This is a genomic window from Nocardia sp. NBC_00511 (assembly GCF_045161165.1).
Classification (GTDB): domain Bacteria; phylum Actinomycetota; class Actinomycetes; order Mycobacteriales; family Mycobacteriaceae; genus Nocardia.
On record NZ_CP107849.1, the window covers coordinates 4,798,869 to 4,821,566 of the forward strand.

Annotated in this window: 22 protein-coding genes; 4 read left to right on the forward strand and 18 right to left on the reverse strand. The window is 68.9% G+C overall.

The window, feature by feature from the left end; translation table 11 throughout:
* Nucleotides 1-228 precede the first annotated feature (228 nt).
* The 15 genes from OG300_RS22520 to OG300_RS22590 all read right to left on the reverse strand — a co-directional run bounded on the left by OG300_RS22520 (nt 229) and on the right by OG300_RS22590 (nt 15,138).
* The gene (locus OG300_RS22520) at nt 229-636 is read right to left on the reverse strand and encodes a hypothetical protein (protein ID WP_405484638.1); all 408 of its coding nucleotides are present in this window, start codon (nt 634-636) and stop codon (nt 229-231) included.
* Complete coding sequence (locus OG300_RS22525; RefSeq protein WP_405484640.1) at nt 626-1,591, reverse strand: NADP-dependent oxidoreductase; 966 nt, start codon at nt 1,589-1,591, stop codon at nt 626-628. Before OG300_RS22525 ends, OG300_RS22520 begins: the two co-directional genes overlap by 11 nt.
* Nucleotides 1,588-2,295 carry a bifunctional 2-polyprenyl-6-hydroxyphenol methylase/3-demethylubiquinol 3-O-methyltransferase UbiG gene (ubiG, locus tag OG300_RS22530; protein ID WP_405484641.1) on the reverse strand — a complete coding sequence of 236 codons (708 nt, stop codon included), beginning with the start codon at nt 2,293-2,295 and terminating at the stop codon, nt 1,588-1,590. Before ubiG ends, OG300_RS22525 begins: the two co-directional genes overlap by 4 nt.
* A gap of 1 nt (nt 2,296) precedes the next feature.
* Nucleotides 2,297-3,526 (reverse strand): FAD-dependent monooxygenase, encoded by a 1,230-nt coding sequence (locus tag OG300_RS22535; protein ID WP_405484643.1) that lies wholly within the window; start codon nt 3,524-3,526, stop codon nt 2,297-2,299.
* On the reverse strand, nt 3,523-4,059 hold the full coding sequence (locus OG300_RS22540; protein WP_405484644.1) for an ester cyclase: 537 nt from the start codon (nt 4,057-4,059) through the stop codon (nt 3,523-3,525). The genes OG300_RS22535 and OG300_RS22540 overlap by 4 nt, the downstream gene beginning before the upstream one ends.
* Nucleotides 4,046-5,173, reverse strand: coding sequence for a 3-oxoacyl-ACP synthase III family protein (locus OG300_RS22545; protein WP_405484646.1), 1,128 nt, complete (start codon nt 5,171-5,173; stop codon nt 4,046-4,048). The genes OG300_RS22540 and OG300_RS22545 overlap by 14 nt, the downstream gene beginning before the upstream one ends.
* 11 nt (nt 5,174-5,184) lie before the next feature.
* Nucleotides 5,185-7,593, reverse strand: coding sequence for a beta-ketoacyl synthase N-terminal-like domain-containing protein (locus OG300_RS22550; RefSeq protein WP_405484648.1), 2,409 nt, complete (start codon nt 7,591-7,593; stop codon nt 5,185-5,187).
* Nucleotides 7,594-7,611: 18 nt separating this feature from the next.
* Nucleotides 7,612-8,889 (reverse strand): beta-ketoacyl-[acyl-carrier-protein] synthase family protein, encoded by a 1,278-nt coding sequence (locus OG300_RS22555; protein WP_405484650.1) that lies wholly within the window; start codon nt 8,887-8,889, stop codon nt 7,612-7,614.
* Complete coding sequence (locus tag OG300_RS22560) at nt 8,886-9,371, reverse strand: 3-hydroxyacyl-ACP dehydratase FabZ family protein (RefSeq protein WP_405484652.1); 486 nt, start codon at nt 9,369-9,371, stop codon at nt 8,886-8,888. The genes OG300_RS22555 and OG300_RS22560 overlap by 4 nt, the downstream gene beginning before the upstream one ends.
* The gene (locus tag OG300_RS22565; RefSeq protein ID WP_405484654.1) at nt 9,368-10,675 is read right to left on the reverse strand and encodes a beta-ketoacyl-[acyl-carrier-protein] synthase family protein; all 1,308 of its coding nucleotides are present in this window, start codon (nt 10,673-10,675) and stop codon (nt 9,368-9,370) included. The genes OG300_RS22560 and OG300_RS22565 overlap by 4 nt, the downstream gene beginning before the upstream one ends.
* Complete coding sequence (locus tag OG300_RS22570) at nt 10,675-11,124, reverse strand: 3-hydroxyacyl-ACP dehydratase FabZ family protein (protein ID WP_405484656.1); 450 nt, start codon at nt 11,122-11,124, stop codon at nt 10,675-10,677. The genes OG300_RS22565 and OG300_RS22570 overlap by 1 nt, the downstream gene beginning before the upstream one ends.
* 20 nt (nt 11,125-11,144) lie before the next feature.
* Complete coding sequence (locus OG300_RS22575; protein WP_405484658.1) at nt 11,145-11,930, reverse strand: SDR family NAD(P)-dependent oxidoreductase; 786 nt, start codon at nt 11,928-11,930, stop codon at nt 11,145-11,147.
* Nucleotides 11,930-12,364, reverse strand: coding sequence for an acyl carrier protein (locus tag OG300_RS22580; RefSeq protein WP_405484660.1), 435 nt, complete (start codon nt 12,362-12,364; stop codon nt 11,930-11,932). The genes OG300_RS22575 and OG300_RS22580 overlap by 1 nt, the downstream gene beginning before the upstream one ends.
* A gap of 78 nt (nt 12,365-12,442) precedes the next feature.
* On the reverse strand, nt 12,443-13,432 hold the full coding sequence (fabD, locus tag OG300_RS22585) for an ACP S-malonyltransferase (RefSeq protein WP_405484662.1): 990 nt from the start codon (nt 13,430-13,432) through the stop codon (nt 12,443-12,445).
* 281 nt (nt 13,433-13,713) lie between these two features.
* Nucleotides 13,714-15,138, reverse strand: a complete 1,425-nt coding sequence (locus tag OG300_RS22590) for an aldehyde dehydrogenase family protein (protein ID WP_405484664.1) — start codon at nt 15,136-15,138, stop codon at nt 13,714-13,716.
* A gap of 80 nt (nt 15,139-15,218) precedes the next feature.
* Between OG300_RS22590 and OG300_RS22595 the strand changes: the two genes are divergently transcribed.
* The gene (locus tag OG300_RS22595) at nt 15,219-15,842 is read left to right on the forward strand and encodes a TetR/AcrR family transcriptional regulator (RefSeq protein WP_405484666.1); all 624 of its coding nucleotides are present in this window, start codon (nt 15,219-15,221) and stop codon (nt 15,840-15,842) included.
* Between the two features lie 9 nt (nt 15,843-15,851).
* On the opposite strand, the gene OG300_RS22600 is transcribed toward OG300_RS22595, so the two are convergent.
* Nucleotides 15,852-17,117 (reverse strand): glycosyltransferase 87 family protein, encoded by a 1,266-nt coding sequence (locus tag OG300_RS22600; RefSeq protein ID WP_405484668.1) that lies wholly within the window; start codon nt 17,115-17,117, stop codon nt 15,852-15,854.
* A 182-nt stretch (nt 17,118-17,299) separates the two neighbouring features.
* Here OG300_RS22600 and OG300_RS22605 point away from each other — a divergent pair, with 182 nt between their 5' ends.
* Both OG300_RS22605 and OG300_RS22610 read left to right on the forward strand, forming a co-directional pair.
* Nucleotides 17,300-18,703, forward strand: coding sequence for a family 1 glycosylhydrolase (locus OG300_RS22605; protein ID WP_405484670.1), 1,404 nt, complete (start codon nt 17,300-17,302; stop codon nt 18,701-18,703).
* A 139-nt stretch (nt 18,704-18,842) separates the two neighbouring features.
* Complete coding sequence (locus OG300_RS22610) at nt 18,843-19,700, forward strand: Ig-like domain-containing protein (protein ID WP_405484672.1); 858 nt, start codon at nt 18,843-18,845, stop codon at nt 19,698-19,700.
* 57 nt (nt 19,701-19,757) lie between these two features.
* On the opposite strand, the gene OG300_RS22615 is transcribed toward OG300_RS22610, so the two are convergent.
* The gene (locus OG300_RS22615; RefSeq protein WP_405484674.1) at nt 19,758-20,033 is read right to left on the reverse strand and encodes a hypothetical protein; all 276 of its coding nucleotides are present in this window, start codon (nt 20,031-20,033) and stop codon (nt 19,758-19,760) included.
* A 16-nt stretch (nt 20,034-20,049) separates the two neighbouring features.
* Nucleotides 20,050-21,078 carry a hypothetical protein gene (locus tag OG300_RS22620; protein ID WP_405484676.1) on the reverse strand — a complete coding sequence of 343 codons (1,029 nt, stop codon included), beginning with the start codon at nt 21,076-21,078 and terminating at the stop codon, nt 20,050-20,052.
* Nucleotides 21,079-21,509: 431 nt separating this feature from the next.
* On the opposite strand from OG300_RS22620, the gene OG300_RS22625 reads away from it, so the two are divergent.
* Nucleotides 21,510-22,523, forward strand: a complete 1,014-nt coding sequence (locus tag OG300_RS22625) for a replication-relaxation family protein (protein ID WP_405498633.1) — start codon at nt 21,510-21,512, stop codon at nt 22,521-22,523.
* Nucleotides 22,524-22,698: the final 175 nt, after the last annotated feature.

The window sequence follows — 22,698 nt, forward strand, 5'->3', positions numbered from 1 at the left end:
GAACAGGAACAGAATTTCCATTTTGCAAATCCTCGGCGAATGACGGACGGTGGGAAAGGTCGCGGTCGTGCCTCCACCTCGAGGCCGTCTGTGGTCAACATCGTTGAGTGTTTCGAATCTTATCTTGCACCCTGTCGGACAACATATTTCATCGAAATGTGATTGTGGTGATGGCCAATTCTCGCCCGGTCCGCGCTGTGATCGGATATAAGGGGAGTGCGCCCGGCATTACTCCCGCAAAGCCGCGGCAACCAGAATTCCTCCGGCTAATCCCGCTGCTGTCAACAACTCCCAGGTATCGGGCTTCCCGGTGATGCCGAGCCGTTCACGCTTGTTCAGCGTCACCGTGGCATCCACCAGTTCCAGCGCGACGCCGAGCACGAACCAGTGCCGCACCGGATGTCCGCGCCGCAGCGACCAGACCGTGCCGAGCCCGATCACCACGTCGCGGGTGCCGAAGGCACGGGTCGGCAGCGAGGACGCCTCCTCGTCGTAGTGTCCCGACCACGACTTGGAGACGGCGGCGGGCTGGGTGAGCATGCCGGTGCCGATGGCGATCCGGGCCAGCGCCTGCGACCACGCCATCTGCCGGACGACCGCCTGGGTGCGGGTCGCGATCTTCGAATTACCGTTCATCGTAAGGTTTTTCCTCCTCGCAGGCGGCCACGTCGACGGCGACGACCACCTTTCCGCGGGCATGCCCGCCCTGACTGAGCAGATGAGCCTGCGCGGCATCGCGCAGGGGGAAGATCGCGCCGACCGGAACCCGGAACACGCCCTTGCCCGCCAGTGCGGCCACCACCGGCAGATCACCGGTGTCCGGCCGGGCGAACACGTACGCCCCGCCGAGTTCGCGGGCCTTCGGATCGACCACCGAGGCGAACCGGCCGTGCGGGGCCAGCAGCGGCAGCACCGTGCGTCCGATTCGCTTGCCGACCGCGTCGAGCAGGACATCGACCCCATCCGGTGCCAGAGCCCGCACCGAATCCGAAAGTCCCACAGTGTAATTCACCGGTTCAGCGCCAAGGCTACGCAAGAACTCGTGATTGCGCTCGCTCGCGGTGCCGATCACCCGCGCGCCCAGGTGCAGGGCCAGCTGCACCGCGACACTGCCGACGCCGCCCGCCGCGCCGTGCACCAGCACGGTCTCGCCCGAGCGCACATCCAGCACACGCACCAGGGCTTGATACGAGGTGAGTGCCGCCAGCGGCATCGCGGCGGCCTCGGCCCAGCCCATGTTGGGCGGCTTGAGCGCCAGTGCGCGCACGGGTGCGGGCATCACCTCCGCGAAGCTGCCGCGGCTGAGGTAGTCCTCGCGGACACATCCCACGACTTCGTCGCCGACCGCGAATTCGCTGACGCCGATGCCGATTTCGCGGATGACACCGGAGACGTCCGCACCGGGGACGATGGGGAACACGGTGTCGGCGAACGGGTCCAGGTAGCCCTCGCGCGCCTTCCAGTCGATCGGGTTGACGGCGGCGGCCTTCACGTCGAGCAGCACACCGTCGAGGGCCATCTTCGGCACCGGCAGCTCGCCGTACTCCAGCACCGAGGCGTCGCCGTAGGTCCGGTAGAAGACCGCCTTCACGATCGCACCGCCGCGCCGATATAGGTGGACGACAGATCCCGGGTGGTGAACATGATCAGGTTGCCGTCGCGCTTCTTGCCGAGAATGGTCAGCCCGCGCTGCTTGGCCAGCGGCTTCAGCCCGGCCGCCTCGAGGTGCGCGGCCAGTTCCGCGGGCTTGATGAACTGGTGATGGTGGTGGGTGCCGCGCGCCACCATCCCGGTCAGGTACTCCGGGATCCAGATCATCACCAGCCGCGCCAGCAGGGTGCGATTGATGGTGTCGTAGCAGAAGATTCCGCCCGGCTTCAGCACCCGCGCGATCTCGCTCACGGCCAGCGCCGGGTTGTCGACATGTTCGAGCACGTCCACACAAGTGACGACGTCGAAGCTGTGGTCCTCGTAGGGCAGCGCCTCGGCGCGACCGACGGAGTAGGTGATGGCCTTGCCGGTCGCCTCGGCGTGCGCGCCGGCGGCGGCCACCAGGCGCGGAGACGGATCCATCCCGCTCACCACGGCCCCCCGACCGTCGAGGTATTCGGTGGTGAACCCGCCGCCGCAGCCGACGTCGAGGACCTTCTTGCCCGACCAGTCGGTGACGAATTGATCGAAGTATTCGAAGCGCGGGCGCTGGAAGGAGACCAGGCCCTTCATGGCGGAGTCGTCGTCCCACCAGGATTCGGCGAAGTCGCCGAAGAAGTCGCTCTCGGTCTGGCTCTGTTTCATCTCATGCTCCGTCTGTCTGGAAGGTGCTGTCCGGCAGCGGCTTCGGGGCCGGAGGGGTGCGCCAGCGGGTGGCGTAGGAGATCTGGTCACGTTCGGCGATCCGGAAGACCAGGCGCGGCCACACCATGCGCATGCCGAGCTCGCGGGCGCGGATCAGCAGTGGGTTCTCCAGTGCGCCGAGCCTGCCGATGCGCCAGGCGACCTGCTGTAGACCGGCCGTACGCTTGCGGCGCTGTTTCTCGTAGCGGCGCAACGCGTTCACCGGATCGGTGGTGTCGAGTTCCTCGGCAAGCACCAGGGCGTCCTCGAGGGCCTGGCACGCGCCCTGGCCGATATTGAAGGTGATCGGGTGGGCGGCGTCGCCGAGCAGCGTGACCCGGCCGCTCCCCCAGCGCCGATCCGGCGCGCGGTCCATGACGTCACCGCGAATGATGTCCTGTTCCGGTGTGGCAGCGAGGATCTCGTCGATCGGCGACATCCAGCCGCGATGGCGCTGCGCCAGCAGTTCGCGCGGATCGCCGCTGTCACGACCGCCGGGCGCGCCGTTGGCGACGCTCATCCAGTGCACGACACCGGGTGCGACATCGTAGAACGTGAAGCGGGTGCCGGGGCCGAACAGTGCGTAGAAGGTGCCGGGTGGGATCTTCTCGTGCAGCAGTTGGGCTTTGCCGCGCCAGGCGATGTAGCCGGTGTAGCGCGCCGGGTGCTCGCCGAGCAGTCCGGGGCGCACCGCGCCGTGGATGCCGTCCGCGCCGATCAGGATGTCGCCGCGCACCCGGTCACCGTCGGAGAGTTCGACGGTGACACCGGACGCGTCCTGTTCGAAACCGACAACGCCTGCACCCGTTCGGATCTCGGCGTCGGTGTCATAGGCCGACACGGCCGCGGTGAGCACCCGGTGCAGTACCGAGCGCTCGACGGCGATGGTCGGGCAACCGTAGCGGTCGATGAAGTCGCCCACCGGCCACGAACCGAAAAGATCTCCGCGCCACGTCCCGAAGTGGGTGACGTGCTGCACCGGCGCGGTCTCCAGCACCTCGTCGAGCACGCCCAGGTAGCGCAGGGCCAGGGTGCCGTTGGTCCAGATGTGCAGTCCCGCACCGCCGTCGCGCAGTTCGGTGGCGCGCTCGAAGACCCGCACCCGGATGCCACGCTGCCGCAGGGCGAGGGCGGCGGCCAGGCCGCCGATCCCGCCACCGGAGATGATGACGGTCAGCGGCCGCTGCGTCACGGCTCGTCCGTTCCGGTGAGCGCGGTGGCGGCGGCCGCCAGCTCCGCGAGATCCATGCCGCCGCGGCGACGGCCCTTGCGCGACAACGCACCCGACATCAGCCAGCCCAGACCGAGCGCCTCCAGCATGGAGGATTCGACGCCGATACCCCAGCGTTCGGCGATCAGGCCGTCGGCCAGCCGCCACACCACCACGCCCCGGAACTCGACGGCCTCACCGGTGGGGTCCATGTTCAGGAACTCACCGGTGAAGGTGCCGCGCCAGGTGTTGTGGATGACCACGTAGTCGTCGTGCGCGCTGAGCGCCTCGATGGTGACGTGCAGGTCCGGAAAGCCCTGGCGCAGACCGGCGATGGTGTATTTGACGCCCTCGGTGCCCTTGGGCGCGCCGGGCAGCGGCTGGTGGTCGACCATGTCCGGGGAGTAGATCTCCTCGACGATGGAGAAGTCGCCCTGGTTGACGAACTCGTCGAACACGCGCCGGATGATCGCGGTGTTGTACTCGGGGGTGAAGGTCTGCTCAGGCGTCGACACGGCCGGACTCCTTGGGGGCGGGGGCTTCCCAGCGCAGCGACAGTCCGGCGTACAGGTAGCGGCTGGCCTCCACGGCCAGCAGCAGCACCTGGTCTCCGGGGCGGACCCGGCCCTGCACCCAGCCCTCGTCGAGCGCCAGTGGCACGGCGGCCGAACCGGTCGCGCCGACGGTGGCGAGGTTCTCCACGATGTTCTTGGCCAGCACCGCCTGATCCTCGGGAGTGACTCCGGCGGCATCGAATTCGGCGGTGAAGTAGTCGGCGTTACCCTCGGGCAGCACGCAGGCGTCGATCTCGGCGACCGTCAGGCCGGTGCGGGCCAGCATGTCCTTCATGCCCGCCACGAAGACCTTCGGTCCGAAGGTGGCGGTGCCGTTGACATCCAGCTTCATCTCCACGAGACGTTTGCGCTTGGCCTGATCGAAGACCGGGGCGTGGGTGCCACCGCCCACGATCTGCATGCCGGGCTTGCGGTCACCACCCAGACACGCGGTGCCGAACACGAATTCGCCGTTCGGGTCGGCGCTGCCGGGTTCACCGGCACGCAGCACGACCGCACCGGCGCCGTCGCCGAAGGAGTTGATGACCAGTCGGTCGCGCATGCGCACCAGGTCGGGATCGACGCCCAGGTACATCGGCACCAGCAGCGGCGAGATGGCCTCCGCGCCGATCACCACGGCCGTGCGGTAGGTGCCGTCCGCGAGCATCCGGCGCGCGTAGTCCAGGCCCTGCACGAAACCCGTACAGGCGGCGCGGAATTCGATGGACGCGCAGTGCGCCAGTCCCAGCTGCTCCTGCACGTAGGTGACCACGGCGGGCAGCTGGTATTCGGGGCTGGCCGAGGACACCACCAGCAGATCGATATCCGCCGGGTCGATATCCGCGCGGGCCAGCGCGCGGCGGGCCGCGGCGGTGGCCATGGTGGAGGTGCCGGTGGTGTGGTGGCCGGTCTCCGGCTCGATCATCCAGTGCCGTTGCCGCACCTGGATGTTGTCGAGCACCTCCGGCGGCAGGGTGCCGCACAGGCGCTCCAGGGTGGCGTTGTCGATCGGGTCGCCGGGCAGGAAGGAGCCGGTGGACAGGATCGAGACGTGTCGGGGTTCGAGGGTCGGCATGGGGTCTCCGTTCACGATCGGGTGAGTGCGGCCGAGGGGTGCCGCAGCACGAAACTGGTGTGGGTGCCGCCCAGCGACGAGCCGTTGATCAGCACCGGGCCGGGTTCGGCCCCGTGCTGCCAGGCGGTGACCGCCAGGGCGGCGGCGAGCTGCGCGCCCGCGCCGACCGGGTCGCCCAGCACCCGTTTGGGTTCGTGGCGTGCACAATTCGGGTTCAGGCCGAGTCGGTCGACGGCGCGGCGTTCGGGTCCGTCGACGGTCGGCAGACCGGAGGCGGCGGTCCAGACCGCGGTGAGCTCGGCCGGATCCACGCCCGCTTCGGCGAGCGCGGCCCGCATGGCGCGTTCGATGCCGTGCCCGCGCGGATCCCAGCGGGCGATGCCGAGGGCGTCGCAGGTGGTCGCGTATCCGGCGAGCATCGCCAGCGGGGTGACGCCGCGATCGCGAGCCACCGCCGCCCGCTCGAGGACCAGGGTGATGCTGCCTTCGGCGAGCAGATAGTCGCGGCCGTGGCGGCCGGTGAACAGGCCCGCACCACGGTAGGCGTCGAGCGCGTAGGGCGAGAGTTCGTCGGCGCCGGTGCACAACACGGCCTCCGCGCGTCCGGCGCGCAGCAGGTCGTAGGCGGTGCCGAGGGCGGCCGCGCCCGCCGCGTGACCCGAGGTCAGGGTGGAGGTCGGGCCCTTGGCTCCCAGCACCATGGCCACCTGCCCGGCGGCGGCATTGAAGACGGTATTGGGGAAGATGGCCGGACTGCCCTGGGTGGGTCCGCCCGTCACGGTCGGTTCGAAGAAGCGGGAGATGCTGCTCATCGGGCCGACGCCGGTGCCGACGACCACGCCCACCGTGTCGTGCGCGGTCAGCCCGGCGGCGGCCAGCGCCTGCTGACTGGTCGCCACCGCGAGTTGGCCGAGGCGGTCCATCCGCCGTCGCGATTTGGCCGGAATCTCCGCGCCGGGGTCCGTGGTGACTCGGGCGAGCCGTAATCCTTTGTGCTGCTCGGCTTCTGTCGTGCTCCCGGACCACGCCGCCCAGAGCTGGTCGACGTCGGCGGCCGCACCCATGAGCACCCCGATGCCGGTGACGACGATCTCGTCGGCCGGGGCCGGCTCCGGCGCGGGCCGGGCGGTGCCGGGCCGCCCGTACACCACGCATGCGTTGGCTCCGCCGAAGGCGAAGTTGTTCGACGCCGCCACCCGCATGGACAGCTCGCGGGCCTCGTTCGGCGCCGGATCGAGACCACAGGCCGGGTCGCGTTCGGCGTAACCCGCTGTGGGCGGGGCCATTTGATCACGCAGGCCGAGGATGGCCACGATGGCCTCCACCGCACCCGCCGCACCGAGCAGATGTCCGACCATGGACTTGGTGCTGCTGAGCACGACCTGCTGCGCGGCCTCACCGAGCGCGGCGCGAACCGCATTGCTCTCCGCCGCATCGTTTTTCGGCGTACCGGTGCCGTGTCCGTTGATGTACGGGATGTCCTCCGGCGCGAGTCCGGCGGTGTCGATGGCCGAGCGGATCGCCCGTGCCGCCCCCGCACCCTGCGGATGCGGGGCCGTCGCGTGGTAGCCGTCGGCGGACATGCCGTAGCCGAGCACCTCGGCGACGATCGGCGCTCCGGCCGCCGCCGCGACCTCGGCGGCGACCAGCACCATCATGCCCGCGCCCGCCCCGAGCGAAAGCCCGTCCCGGTCACGGGAATACGGCCGCGCCGGACGCGAGGACAGCGACTCGACGCTGTTGAATCCGTAGTAGGCGGTCTCGGTGAGCGCGTCGCTGCCGCCGACCAGCATGGCGTCGGCGCGGCCCGCGCGGATCTGCTCGACCGCGTGTGCCAGGGCGTGCGCGCTGGAGGCGCACGCCGTATTCACCGACAGCACCGGACCTTTCAGGCCGAACGCCGCACTGAGCGCCTCCGCGCAGAACTGCGGCGGCACCAGCAGCAGATGCCGGTCGTCACCGAGCCCCAGCTCTGCCACGTCGACCGCGCGTCCGGCGGCGACCGCGCGACGCACCGCCTTCTCGGCACTGCGAATACCACTGTTGCAGCTGCCGAACGCCACACCCCAGCGGTGCGCGGGCAATGCGTCGGGGCGCGGCGGCGCACCGTCTTCCAGGACACCGAGGCCCGCGCCCGCCATCGCCTCCTCGGCGGCGATCAGCGCATAGTCCACGGCGGGTTCGGGATCGGTGAGACCCAGCGGGGTCAGGTAGTCGTACTTCGGGCGGGGCGGGTCGAGGATCTCGCCGCCGATGGCCATGGGGAGACCGGGAATCGCGAGCTCACGCAGCGGCGCGATGGCCACCTCGCCGCCACGCACCCGCTGCCACAGTTCCTCCGCGCCCACGCCGTGCGCGGTGATGGCGCCCAGCGAGGTGATCACGATGCGCCGGTGCGGCGCCGAATGATTTTCGTGCATAGCGGAAAGTCCTGTCGGTCAGTTCGATTCGGTGAGGGTGAGCGCCACGGCCTGACCCTCCAGGCCGCGCGCCAGGGCCAGCGCGACCCTCGGATTCGCCTCGCGGGCGGCGCCGGACACGATGTCGAGATCGCAACCGGGAGCGGGGGTCTCGTGATTGGCGGTGGCGGGCACCACGCCCGAGTCCAGGGCCAGCGCCGCCAGTGCCGCGTTGAGCGCGCCCGCCCCGCCCACCAGGTGGCCGGTCTGCGGTTTCACGCTGGTCACCGCGGCCCGTCCAGCATCGGAGCCGAGCGCGGTGCGCAGCGCCCGCACCTCGCTGATGTCGCCCAGCGCAGTCGCGCAGCCGTGGGTGAAGACGCAGTCGGCGGGGGTGTCCGCGTGTGCGTCGGCGAGGGCCGCGGTCACCGCGCGGGCCAGACCGCGACCGTGCGGATCGGAGGCGGGGGCGCGGACGCAGTCGTTGCCCATGCCGTAGCCCGCGAGTTCGGCGTAGCAGTGCGCACCGCGCCGCAGGGCGCTGTCCCGCTCTTCGAGCACCAGGATGGCCGCGCCGTCGCCGATGACGGATCCGCTGTGATCCTTGTCGAAGGGACGGAATGCCCCGGCATCCAGATCGTTTCGGGGCGACAGCACGCCGAGCCCGTCGAGTTTGGCCATCGCCCACCAGTTGGTGGCGTCGTCGTAGCCGCCCGCCACCGCGATGTCGGCCTCGCCGCGGCGGATGGCGCGCATGGCCCGTCCGATGGCGGTGGCCCCGGAATCGGCAGCGCCCGCGTAGAAGGCGTTCGGTCCGCGCAGGCCGAACAGCGACGAGATGTGATAGGTCCCGCCGTTCTGCAAACCCTCGATGTAGGCCAGCGGCGGCACGATGGCGCGCGCCAGCTCGCCGAGCTTGCGCATATCCGGTCCGCCGTCCGCGCCACGAATGGCCTCCATATCGGCGATGGAGTCGTCGCGCTGGCAGATGTCCTTGTTGCCACCGAGATACAGGCCGGTGCGGTGGCCGAGATCGCGCTCCTCGAGTCCCGCGTCCCGCAGCGCGAGAGTGGCTGCCGCGACACCGTATTGGTCACCTCGGGTGGAGGTGCGCATGGAGCGCAGCGACAGGAACTTGCTCGGATCGAAGTCGGGGATCTCCGCGCCCAAACGGGTGCGCAGGGGCGACGGGTCGTAGGCCTGTAGCGGTGCGATCCCGCTGCGGCCCGCTACCAGCGCGGCCCAGGTCTCCTGCGCGCCCTCGCCGAGCGCGGTCACCAGGCCGATGCCGGTGACGACCACGCGTCGCGCGGTCACGAGTTCGCCTCGGCGGCAGCGTCGTTCGTCTCCGGCGCGATGAGCGGCCCGCGCACCAGGCGCAGGTTCCGGATGGCCGCGACGGTGGCGTGACCGACCTTCGCCGTGGCTCGCCAGCGGAACTCCTCCGGATCTTCGCTCACCCCGACGAATTCCACCGTGATGCGCACCTGATCACCCGGAGTCACGAAGCGGCGGAAGCGCAGTCCCTCGGCCGAGCGCAGCCGCAGCAGCGGATCACCGGCCGCGAGCACGGCCAGGGCGATCATGCTCTCGGTGAGCAGCACGCCCGGCAGGATCGGGCGGCGCGGGAAATGCGAGTCGAAGAACGGCAGGGTGCCGGTCACGTTCAGCAGGGCCTCGGCGCGAACTCCGGGGCTCACCTCCAGGATTCGATCGAACCCCGGGGTGCCGATACCGGCCGGCGGCATCTCGGCGGGCAGTCCCGCGAACTCGGCGGGTACGAGGGAGGACGCGGTCATGGCTGCTCCTGGGGTGCGCCCACCACGAGGCAGGTATTGGAACCGCCGAACGCGAGGGCATTGATCATGGCCGCCCGCACCGGCATTCGGCGCGCGCGATGGGGGACGTAGTCGAGATCCAGGGCCCGATCCGGGGTGTCGAGGTTGATGGTGGGCGGCACCGTCGAATCCCGGATCGCGCCCAGCGCCGCCAGCAGATTCAGCGCCGCCGCCGCGGCCGTGAGATGCCCGGCCATGGACTTCGGCGAGGACACCACCAGGCGGTAGGCGTCGTCGCCGAACACCTTCTTGATCGCCCGGGTCTCGGACACGTCGTTGCCCGGCGTGCTGGTGCCGTGCGCGGCGATGTAGTCGATATCGGCGGTGCCCAAACCGGATTCACCCAGCGCCGACTCCATGGCCTCGATCGCACCCGCGCCGTCCGGCGGCGAATCGGTGATCCGCCAGGCGTTCATGGTGGAGCCGTAGCCGAGCAGTTCGCCCAGGATCGGCGCGCCCCGGTCCAGGGCCGAACCGAGATCCTCCAGTACGAAGGCCACCGCGCCCTCACCGATGACGAAGCCGCTGCGGTCGGCGTCGAAGGGCCGCGACGCCTGCGCCGGATTGTCGTTGTAGCGGTCGGTCATCGCGCCGAGCAGACCGAAGCCGAGGATGTCGGCCCAGGTGGTGAGCGAGTCGTAGCCGCCCGCCACCATCATGCGGGCATCGCCCTCCTGGATCAGCCGGAAGGCTTCCCCGAGAGCGTGACCGGACCCGGCGCAGGCGGTGTGGATGCCCACCATCGGGCCGGTCGCGCCGACGTATCGGACCATGGCGTTGAGGGCCATGTTCTGGTTGCCGGTCAGCGTCGCCGACGGGGCCGGACGTACGAAGGCGTCGGGTTTGCCGGTGGCGGAACGGATTTCGCTGACCTTCAGCACCATGTCCAGATCCGGGCGGCCGACACTGCCGCCCATGGCGACGCCGCGCGCCGACGGCGGATACGGATCCTCGTGCCGGGGATCGAGATTCGCCGAACGCAGTGCCTCACCGACGGCCGCCAGCCCGAACAAACCCGGCCGCGAAACCCAGCGACGGTCGGCGGTCGGCGGAATCGCGGTGGCCGGATCGAACTCCTCCGGCACCAGCCCGCCGATGCGGACCGGGAAGGTGGTGCAGTCGAAGGTGGTCAGTGGGCCGATGGCGTTGCGGCCCGCCGTCAATCCGGCCCAGGTGGACGGGGCGTCCACGCCGAGCGGAGTGACCGCCCCGACGCCCGTCACCGCCACCCGGCGACGGCCCGCGGCATCGGTGAGCGTGGGCATCACATCACCTCCTCGCCGAGCAGGGCACGCGCCATCCGCTCGGTGTCGGTCGGATCGTCGAGCCGGTCGGCCTCGATGAGGGCGCACATGATGTTGCGGGCGACCATGATTCGCTCGCCGTCGACCTCGATCCAGCCGTCCACCACCGCCGCCTCCGGCGTCGCGTGCACCACCTGCGCGGTCATCCGCAGCACGTCACCGGGCACCGCGTCGCGGTACATGGTCACCTCGCCCACGGTGAGCAGCGCGGCGCGGCGGGTGTGCCCGGAGCTCAGCAGCACCAGCCACGCACCCGCCTGGCACAGCGCCTCCAGCGCCAGACCGAACGGCAGCACCGGCCCGGCGGCGGACGGCTGCCAGACGTTCTCGTACACCGAGGTCATTTTGCGAGCCGTGATGTGCTGCAACGGTTCCCAGGATTCGATGCGGTCGATGAGATGAAATCGCATGGCAGTCACGTCCTTTCGGTTCAGCGGGAGACCAGGCGGCCGTTACTGAGCTGCACCGCCAGGCCGCCGTCCACGCGCAGCAGCTCTCCGGTGACGTAGTCGGCGGCCGGGCTGGCCAGGAAGGCCACCGCCTCCGCGACCTGCTGCACATCGCCGTAGCGGCGCATCGGCACATGGGTGCGGCCCCGGCCGTTGTCGCGTTGCAGCAGGTCACCGATGAGATCGGTGGGGATCACGCCACCGAGCACGGCGTTCACCCGCACCCCGAACCGCGCCATCTCCACCGCGCACGCCAGGGTGAGCGCGTTCATCGCGCCCTTGGAGGTGGAGTAGTTGGACTGCCCGGTGAGGCCCTTCTCGCCCATGATCGACGACACGTTCACGATCGCGCCCTCACCCTGCGCCATCAGATGACCCGCGGCGGCGTGCGTGCAGTTGAACGCGCCGCCCAGGTTCACCTGGATGACCTGCCACCAGGCGGCCGGATCCATGTCGTGCAGCAGGCCGTCACGGGTGATGCCCGCGTTGTTGACCAGAATGTGCAAGCCGCCCAACTGATCCCGGGTCTGCTCCACCAGATCGTGGGCCGCGGTGACATCGGAGACGTCCGCGCCGATGGCGACCGCGCGCCCGCCGCCCGCCTCGATCTCGGCGACCACCTCGAGGGCTTCATCCTTGTGCGAGCGGTAGTTCACGGCGACCGCCGCACCCCGCTTGGCCAGGGTGGTCGCGACCGCCCGGCCGATCCCGCGGGACGCGCCGGTGACCAGCGCGACCTTGCCCGCGAAGTCCTGACCGCCCGACATCAGGCGACCTCTTCGGCCGCTTCGGCGTCGGCCGGTCCCTCGGCCGCCCGCTGCGCGACCAGATCCACCAGGTTGCGCACGGTCACCAGGCCGAGCACCTGCTCACCACGCAGCGGGCCGTTGAGCTTGGACCGATCGAACTGCGGCAGCACCTTTTCCAGGTGCGCGAGGCCGATCTCGGAGACGATCTCGTCCTCGTCGCCGAACTCGTCGTCGGGAATGCCGCCCTGCAGCAGCTGCTGCACGTCGGCGACCGCGATCTTCACGCCGGTGTCGCGGTGGATGCGGAACAGGATGTCGAGCAGGTCGATGGATTCCGCGCCCAACTCGTCGATGAGGGTGGCGTCGAGGGTCACCTCGGACTGGTCGATGCCGAGCGCGTCGGCGATCGCGTCGATGACGGCGGGCGCGAAGTCGGTGCTGGTTTCGGGCATGGTTATCTTCCTTCTTCAGGGGAGGGTTGCGGCCCCCGTGGCGCGAAAGCACCACAGAGGTCCGGTATTTCGGAAAGTTCAGGCGTATTCGGCGACGGCCGCGGCAATGCGGCGCGCATCCTGGGTGCTGCGCACCGTGGCCCCGCCCACCATGCGGTTGGCCAGACCCGAGAGCACCCGTCCCGGGCCGATCTCCAAGTAGTCGGTGCAACCGCGATCGGCGGCGGCGCCGATCACCTCGATCCAGCGGACCGGGGCGGTCAGCTGGCGGCGCAACAGCTCGCGGGCGTCATCGCCACTCGAAACACGTTGCGCGGTAACGGAACTGATGACATCTATGGTGGGCTCCGCGAATTCGACGCGGCCCAGATCGGCCGCGAATCGCTCCTCGAGCGCAGCCATCAGCGAGCAGTGGAACGGCGCCCCCACCCGCAGCGAGACCAGCTTGCCCGCGCCCTCGGCGCGCAGCAGCTCCCCCGCCGCCTCGACCGCGTCGGCGGTACCGGATATCACCGACTGGTCCGGCGCGTTGTAGTTGGCGAGCTCGACCACCCCGTCGACCCCGGCGCAGATCTCCTCGATCCGCGCGGCCTCGACCCCGGACACCGCGGTCATGGCGCCGGGCACCGCCGCCGCCACCTCGGCCATCAGCTCGCCGCGCCGCCGCACCAGGGTGAGCGCATCGCCGAGCTCCAGCACCCCGGCCGCGGTCAGCGCGGCGAACTCGCCGAGACTGTGTCCCGCAACCAGATCCGGCGCGAAACCTTCCGCACGCAGCACCTCGAAGGTGGCCAGCGCGGTGACGAGTATCGCGGGCTGCGCCACCTCGGTGGCCCGCAACCGGTCCGCGTCCCCCTCACAGCACAGCGCGCGCAGCGGCAGCCCCAGCTGCTCTTCGGCCCGTTCGAACACGGCCCCCGCGGTATCGGGGTGCTCCCGGATCAAATGCGCGGCCATTCCCTCCCGCTGCGAACCCTGCCCGGGAAACATGGCCAGCACCCGCCGCTGTCCCCCCTGGTCGGTCGACCCGTCCAGAGGAAGGCCCGCCGCGATCACATTGACGCTCATGATGTATCCCGAATCATGGAGGTAGCCGAGCTACTTCGATACAGATCACGAACCACCTTGTCCGCGCCAGAAGTATGTAAACGCCGACTCGAGCGCGCCTCGAGGAAAACCAAACGCGCTGTATCGATCCCGCCGAACCCCACTTTCCGAACCCCCACCCACCTCCCCCGCCCCACAGCGAGATCAAGGAGCTCTCACCGTCGCGATTCCCCCGAAAACGCGCGGTCAGAGCTCCTTGATCTCGATCAGCCCGGCCCGGCTCGACCGTTCCGGGGCGGCGATCAACCGCGCCGCATCAGCCAGCGGACCAGGCCGATCTCGCGAGGTGCGTAGGGCGGGGCGATCATCCGGAGGGTGTCGAGGGCCAGTGGCTTGTTCAGGACCGGCTTGAGGTGGCTGAAGGTCTGCCACGAGTAGCCGCCGTGATACGCGCCCATGCCACTCGCGCCTACACCGCCGAACGGCAGCCCGCTGGCTGCCACATGGACCACGCCCGCATTGTGAACCACTGCGCCCGAAGAGGTTTCGCGCTCGAACAGCTCGCGGGTCTGCGCCGAGGCGGTGAACACATACAGGGCCAGCGGCTTGTCCCAGGTCTTCACCAGCCGCACCGCCTCGGCCGCGGAGGCCACCGGCAGGATCGGCAGGATCGGGCCGAAGATCTCCTCGCGCAGGACCGGATGGGCCGCGTCGGGGCCGACCACCGGCGGCGTTCCGGCGGGCAGCACCACCACCGTCGGCGCGAGATAGCGCTCGGCCCGGTCACGTCGACCGCCGATCGCCACGTCGACGCCGTCGAGATACCCGGTCAGACGGTCGAATTGGCGCTCGTTCACGATCCGGCCGTAATGGTCCTCGGCCCGCGGATCGCTGCCCCACATCTCGGCGATCGCCGTGCGCAATGCGTTGACCAGGGCGGGAATTCGCTCGGGTGTGGTCATCAGGTAATCGGGGGCGACACAGGTCTGTCCGGCATTGACGAACTTCGCCCACACCAGCCTGCGCGCGGCGGCGTCGAGATGGGCGTCGTCGTCGAACCAGACCGGGGACTTGCCGCCCAGTTCCAGGGTCACCGGCGTCAGATGTGCCGCGGCCGCCCGCATCACCACCCGGCCCACCGTGCCGCTGCCGGTGAACACGATGTGATCGAACCGCTCGCGCAGTAGTTCGGTGGTTTCCGCGACCGCGCCCTCGACGACCCGGACCGCGCCGTCCGGGAAGTACTCCGGGATCCGGCGGGCGATGACCGCCGCCGTCGCCGGGGCCAGCTCACTGGGTTTGAGCACCGCGGTATTGCCCGCCGCCAGCGCACCGACCAGCGGCGCGAGCAGCAACTGCACCGGGTAGTTCCACGGCGCGATGATCAGCACCACGCCCAGCGGCTCGGGGCGCAGGCGGGCGCGAGCGGGCATGAGCGCCAGGGGAATCGGGGCGCGGCGGGGTTTGGCCCAGCGGCGCAGGTGGCGCAGGGTGTGCGCGATCTCCGCGCGGATCACCTCGAGCTCGGTCACCTGCGCCTCGGTGGCGTTCTTGTGCAGATCCGACCACAGCGCCGCCTCGAATTCGGCCTCGTGGTCGGCGAGCAGGTTTCGCAGAGCGTGCAGATGCGCGACGCGCCGCGGCAGCGGGTGGGTGGATCCGGTGTCGAAGACGGCGCGCGCGGCGGCCACGGTGTCGGTGATCGGCGTGCTGGTCGCGATGGTCATGCCCCCACCATATGCGAAACGAAATCAGTCCGTTTCGTATATGGTCGGAACCTCCGGCGAGATACGGGAGAATCCATGACATGACGACTCCGCCCGGCGCCCCTCGCAAAGGCCGACGCCACGATCCCCGCGTGGATCGCGCGCTGATCGCGGCCGCCATCGAGGAACTCAACGAGTCCGGCTACGCGGCCTTCACCACCGCCGCCGTCGCCCAGCGCGCCGGAGCCTCCACCGCGTCGCTGTACCGGCGCTGGTCGTCCAAACACGAACTGACCGCCGCCGTCACCCGCCAGATCACCCTCGACGAACTCGGCGACATCGACACCGGCGCCCTCGACGGCGACATCCGGGAACTGCTCACCCGCAAACAACGCGTCCTGGACGCGGGCGCGGGACCCGCGCTGCTGTCGCTCATGGGCCACGCCGCGCACAATCCCGAACTGCGCCGCATCCTGCACGAGGAGGTCTACCTGGCCACCCGCGCCCGGCTGGCCATCGTCATCGACCGCGCGAGCGCCCGCGGCGAGATCGAATCACCGATCCCCGCAACCGAAATCGACCTGCTGACCCTGGTGCTGATCGGCACCGGACTCGCCCGATCGGTCTTCACGCACGACGAAGCCCGCGGACCCGACGCTCCCCCGGCGCTCGACCAGCTGGAAACCGAACTCCGACTGTTGATCCGGACGATTCGACGCCAGTGATCCGAGCGATCACCCAGTGGTGGTCAGATCGCGCGACTCGTCGATCTGTCGCGCATGGCGGGTACTGAACAGGAACAGCGCCACCAGCACCACGCTGAACCAGACGTAGGTGTTACCGATGAGGTGCTGCCATGGCGTCCAATGTGATTCGCGATGTTCGGCGTCGGGCAGCCAGTTCTGGGGGCCGATCACGAAGATGGCGGCGGTGATCGCGGTCGTCAGATACCAGCCCGCCGCGCGACGCCACGGCATCTGGGTCGCGTAGCCGAGCATCGCCAGCAGGGCCGGGGCGATCCAGATCCAGTGATGCGACCAGGAGATCGGGGAGACCAGGAGGGTGAAAACAGCGTTGATGCCCAGCGCCAGCGGCGGGTAGTTCGCGGCGCGGTGCATGGCCGGAACGACCAGGGCCAGCAGGGCCGCGCTCAGGATCAGCCAGAGGATGGTGAGCATGGGGCGCTGGATCTCGAAGCGCGCCAGCACCGCCTGGATCGACTGATTGGTGTGGAACGCCGAACCGCTGAGCCCGGACACATTGCCCAGGCCGCCGAACCAGTACTTCATCGACGCGTGCGGCAGGATCGCGAACGTGATCACGGTCGCCACCGCACCGGTGACCGCGGCGGTCGCGGCGGCCTTGAAGTCACGCCGGATCAGGAAGTAGAGAATGAACGCGGCGGGGGTCAGCTTCACCGCGGCGGCGATGCCGACCAGCATGCCGCGCCGCCACTTCGGCTTCTCGGTCAGGCAGTCCGCGACCACCAGCACCATCAGCAGCAGGTTGACCTGCCCGAAATCCAGGGTGGAATGCGTGGGCTCCAGCAGCAGACCCAGCGGCGTCGCGCACGCGGTCACCCACAGCCCGAGCAACTTGCGGTTCTCCCCCGGCCACACCCGCCGCGCCACCAGATAGAACGAGAGCGCCAGCGCGGCCACCGAGGTGATGAAGAACCCGAATCGGGCCGCGTCCCACGGCAACAGCGCGAACGGCGACAGCACCAGCGCGGCGAACGGGGGATAGATGAACGGCAGCCCGATACCGATCGTGGTCTGCGGTAGGGACCCGTACATGTCCCCGCCGTGCCACAGCGTCTGCACGCCCAGCCGATACACCTGCAGGTCGATGAACCCGCCGGTGATCTGCTTGAACGGATACACCGGCAGCATCAGGCACAGGGCTGTCAAGGCCACACAAAACGCCGGAACCAGCCACATCCCCCACCCGAAACGGCGGTCCAGCGACTCCGGCACAGCAACAGCGGTAGAACGACTCATCCACTCGAACTTTATCGGCGTCTCCCCCCGGCCGCGCATCCGCATCACCCCTGCCCGCCCGGACGCGGGGCAATGCTCCGAAATCGACCCGAATTGGACATTCGACCAGTAAAGTCCGGCCAGTTCGGCACGCCGATAGGGCGGCGGCCGGTGCTCGCCTCACTCCGGGAGATTTCGCTGCTATGAGACGTACTCGAATGCTGTGCTCACTACTGGCCGCCGTGGCCATCACCGCGAGCGGATCCACCGCCGCGGGCGCGGCACCGGCCGATATCAGCGGCTCCGGATCCGGGTCGGGCAGCTCCAGCGGGTCCGGGTCGGGAAGCGCGAGCGGGTCCGCAACCGGCAGCGCGGGCGGTGCGCCGAGCAGCGTCCAGCCACTGGGACCGGACTTCCTGTGGGGCGTGGCCATGGCGGGATTCCAGTCCGAAGGACATGCGCCCGACAGCAATTGGAGCCGCTACGCGAACTCCGGCAAAGCCCATGACACCTACGGCAATTCGGTCGACTTCTACGACCGCTACGCCGAGGACATCGACCTGGCGGCGGGCATGGGACTGAAGGTTTACCGGCTCAGCATCGAGTGGGCGCGGGTGCAGCCGCAGGCGAATGCGTGGGACGAGAACGGCTTCCGGTTCTACGACGCGGTCATCGCGAAGATCCGCGCGGCGGGGATGCGGCCCATGCTCACCCTCGACCACTGGGTGATCCCCGGCTGGGAGGCCGACCGCGGCGGCTGGAAGAACCAGGGCATGGTGACCGACTGGCTGACCAATATGCGGCGGGTGGTGGACCGGTACGCGGCCGACGACCCGATGTGGGTGACCATCAACGAGCCGATGGGCTATGTCGCGCAATCGATCCAGATCGGCGATATCGGGCTGCTGGACGCGCCCGCCATGTTCGATCGACTGGTGCAGGCGCACAGCGCGATCTACGACTACATCCACTCCCGCCAGCCCGGCGCGCGGGTCACCAGCAATATCGCGCAGTACCCGATCGTGCAGAACCTGACCGACATCCTGTTCGCCGACCGGGTCCGCGCCAAACTCGACTACATCGGCCTGGACTTCTATTACGGTGCGTCCCTGTCGAATCCGCCGACCACCGCGCTACTCGGCAGCGAACTGTGGAAGAACGCCATCGAACCCGAGGGCATCTACTACGACATGCGGACCTACGCCGAGAAGTTCCCCGGCCTACCGGTCTACGTGGTCGAGAACGGCATGCCCACCGACGACGGGGCGCCGCGCGCCGACGGCTACGACCGCGCAGACCACCTGCGCGACACCGTGTACTGGCTGCAACGCGCCAAGGCCGACGGCATCGACGTGATCGGCTACAACTACTGGAGCCTCACCGACAACTACGAATGGGGCAGTTACTCACCGCGATTCGGCCTCTACACGGTGGACGCGAAGAACGACCCGACTCTCACCCGACGCCCCACCGACGCCGTCGCCGCGTTCCGCGCCATCACCGCACAGGGCGGTGTCCCGGCCAACTACCGGCCAACCCGCAAACCCGCGCTCTGCTCCATCGTGACGCCGGTGGAAAGCTGCCTGCGCCCCGTCTCGGTCCCTTGATCGAGACACTTCGCAAAAACTGACTCACGATCATTTCAGAAACTGGTCCGCTGACCATTTGACCGTGATCTAATGCTGCGACTCGGGTGCGGCAAACCCTCGATGTCGAGGGACACCCGAGGTCTGTGGGAGACACAAAATGATGGACAGCAATATGCGGCGGGCAGCCGGTTCGGCAGCCGTGCTCGCGGTGGCGGCCGGACTCGCGGTCGCGGCGTTCCCCGGCACCGCCTCCGGCGCATCGGGCACGGTCACCTGGACCGACGGGAACAGCAAGTTCACCCGCACGGTGTCCGACACCACCCCGATCGCCGGTGAAACCATCACCGTCACAACGATGTTCGAGCGCACCGGCATCCCGGTCGAGTACATCTACTCGGTCAAGGACGCGCACCCCACCTGCCTGACCCCCGTCGCGGGCTCGGGCAAGATGGGCGGCGACCAGGTCAGCCTCGACACCTCGGCCCCGGACTCGGTCAGCGCCTCCTTCAGCGTCGTCAAATACCCTGTGTACCCGAACATCTCGCCGAAGTCGCAGACCTTCGAGGTGCAGTACACCGTCGGCGTCAACTGCGCCCGCGACACCCCACTGTCGACCTCCATGAGCTACAACGGCTCCCTCGGCGCGGGCAACTACACCGACAAGGGCCCGTCCCTGACCGTGTCCAGCGACGCCAACTCGACCACCACCCTCGCCCCGGTCAGCGGCGCGAAGGTCAACACCCCCACCACCCTCACCGCGACCGTCTCCCCCGCAGCCGCGGGCGGCACCATCCAGTTCAACGCCGGTGACCAGGTCCTCGGCACCATCCCCGTCGCCGCCAACGGCACCGCCTCCATCGGCTGGACCCCCGGCGCCGCAGGCAACTACAACATCACCGCCACCTTCTCCGGCCGCACCGGCGTCTCCGGTTCGACCACCACCCAGGCGGTCACCGTCGCCGACGTGACCACCACCCCCACCACCACCCCCAAGCCGAGCACCGGCTCCTTCTGATAATCGCCTCTGGCACACCATGACCCGGTGCGGTCGGGGAAAAACCGGCCGCACCGGCTACGGCGACTCGTCAACGATGTCGTAGTAGCTCATGCCGAACGGCTGGAGCAGGGCGCGCATGAACCGGGCGCCCTCGGCGGGCAGCACCCGGGTTCCGGTATCGAGGATCTCGATGCCGGAACCGTGCCATTCCTCGGCGATCCGGCATCCACCCGCCGCGACGATGGTGAGGGCCGCGGTGCCTGCGACCGTCAATCGAAACTCGGCCACCCGCTCGGGATCCCATGCGCCACAGTCGTACAGCGCGATCAGAGTCGGTGTGTATTCATCCATTTCGTCATCACCATCCTCAAATGAACTTGCCCGGATGCCATGCCTCGCCGGTGATTCTGCCGTTGGTCTGGATCTCCCGAAGCCGCGCCACCGCACCCTCGGTCGCGTCGGCGCTCATGCCGAGATCCCGGAGTCCGGACCGTAACGCATCCGGGTGCAGGGCACGCACATCGCGCAGGACGTCGGCGTGCAGGGGCGCGTTCGTCGCCATGTGCGTCCCGATGAACTCCGAGCTGATCCCGAACTCCGCGTCCCGGTACTCCGGGAAGGTCAGCGAGTGATCGATCGCGACCGGCCGGGGCCGGCCATGCTCGAAGACGGTGCGAAAGTTCGACGGATTGCGATCGGAATTGCCGCCGATGTAGTCCAGCACCGCCATCCGATGCTGGTCGGCCACATCGTATTTCGACACCTCGAGGCTGTCGTGGGACCGCACCCACTTCATCACCGCGCTCGGACCCAACCCGGCCGCGTCCTCGACGAGCGCCGCGGGCGGCACCCGATCCCAGCCGAGCATATTGCTGAGGCGGTACATACCCACCTCGCGCGCACCCTGCGCGCCCGGCGTCCGGAAGATGGCCCGCCGCGTGCGGATTTCACCGGTGAAGGGTTTGACGATGGCGCGGGCGCGGGCGCCATCGGTCGACTCCGCGCGGTAGACCTGCTTCTTGACCGCGCCTCGCTCGAGATCGCTACCCGCCGTTGCCATTTCGTCGTGCTGACCGACGATCCGATGCTCCGGACCCGAAGGGCCGAAGAGTCGCCGCATCTCCTTCTCCTCGGAACTCGGCCGGTAGGTGCGTCTGGGATGTAGCAGGGTCTCCAGACGACCGGGTGATCCGATTCGGGGTTGGGATCCGCCCTCCGCCGCGGCCTGCACGGCCGCGAGGTTGCGCCGCTCGGCTTCCTCGACATCGACCACGGTCGACTTCACCCGGCCGCTGGTTCCGGCGAACTCCGGATGCACCCGGCCTTCGGTCGCCCGCTTGACCGCGCCGACGATCCGTTGAGCGACATTCGTCATCAGACGCTGGGGTTCGCTCATGCACCACCTCCCCAGAAACAGAAACAAGGCCGACATCGCATAGTCTGCGATATCGGCCTCGATTCGGTGGACCTGACGGACCAGCATACGAACCGGGCGGTGCTGGTCGACGGGCCGGACATCATGATTCGCCCGGTGGGTTCCCGGGAAATGGCGGGCGGTGGTGCCCGATGACCGGTAATGACGATGGTGCGGTTGCGGATGGGTCGGCGGATGGCAGTGCGTTTGGGGCGGCGCCCGCTCGGCGTCCTATAGCCGCCACCCCAAACGCCGAACATGGCTACCGCGGCCGCGCCGGTCAACGACAGAATCGGAGTAGTGGGGCGAAATCCAGACTCAGTATCGATACTCATACGCACTCACACCCCCGGCTGCGCGGTGGGCACGCCGTTCACCGTCGTGGGCATCCGGACGCGAGTCCGTGGTTCCGTCTGCTCGACCGTGACCGACGCCTGCTCTCGATCCTCGCCGAACACAAGGTGCTCACCACCGACCTGATCGCCGCCCTGGAATTCACCTCGACCCGCCGCGCACAAGACCGGCTGCGGAAACTACGCGAGATGGGCATGGTGTTCGCCTTCCGTGAGTCGCTCTACGGCGGCGGCACCAGCCAAACCCGCCACGCCCTCGGCTATCTCGGCGCACGTCTGATCGCCGCCACACACGCCGAGAAACCACCCGCCCCTGGTGCGCACGCCCTGATGCTGGAACGACTGGCGTGCTCGCCCACTCTCGCCCACCGTCTCGGGGTTAACGACTTCTTCTGTGCCCTGGCCGCACAACGCAACCCCGCCCTCCACCGAGACACCACCCACCCGGATCCGGTGGCAGGGTTGACCCAATGGTGGTCGGAGCGCCAGTGCGCCAACTGCTTCCGCCTGGACCTCTATTCCGGGGAAACCATCGGGTTGCGCCCCGACGGGTACGGCTGCTGGGAACAGCATGACCGCACGGTGCGGTTCTTCCTCGAATACGACACCGGCACAGAATCATTGACCACTCTCACCGGCAAACTCGCCGCCTACCAGCGCTTCCCCACCGACGAGTTCGGAATCCTGCTGTTCTCGCTGCACTCGTCCCGCCGCGAGACGACGTTACGGGTAGCACTGCACCGGGCGTTGTCCGGCAATATGCCCGGCGTCGTGATCGCTACCACGGCCCGCGACCATTCGCATCCCGACGGACCTACAGGCCCGGTCTGGGCACTGTGGACACCCCAGAGCGACACCACTACCCGACGACTCCACCTGGCCGACTTACCCGAACGCGGCCCCCGCATAGCCCACCACACCGGCACCGGCCAGCCCTACAACGAAGCCGCCTTCAACCCCGACGCACCAGACATCCGCGCCGTTCTCGACTCGAACCGGGCGAGAGCTGGCATAACGAACCTGGCCGCGGGTTCCGATCCGTCAGAGCCGATCATCCTTGAGAACGACTCCTGAGAACTCGTGTCCACAGAATCGATTCAGGTCCGGCGATCCGATGGTGAGGACGCTGTGCGGCGTGATCGAAGCAGTGCCAGCGGCAGATTCGAACTCCCCATTGGATGTCTGGTCCTATGACGTTGCCACGTCATGACCCGCCGGACTACCCCGAGTCGCCGACGGCCACCACAGC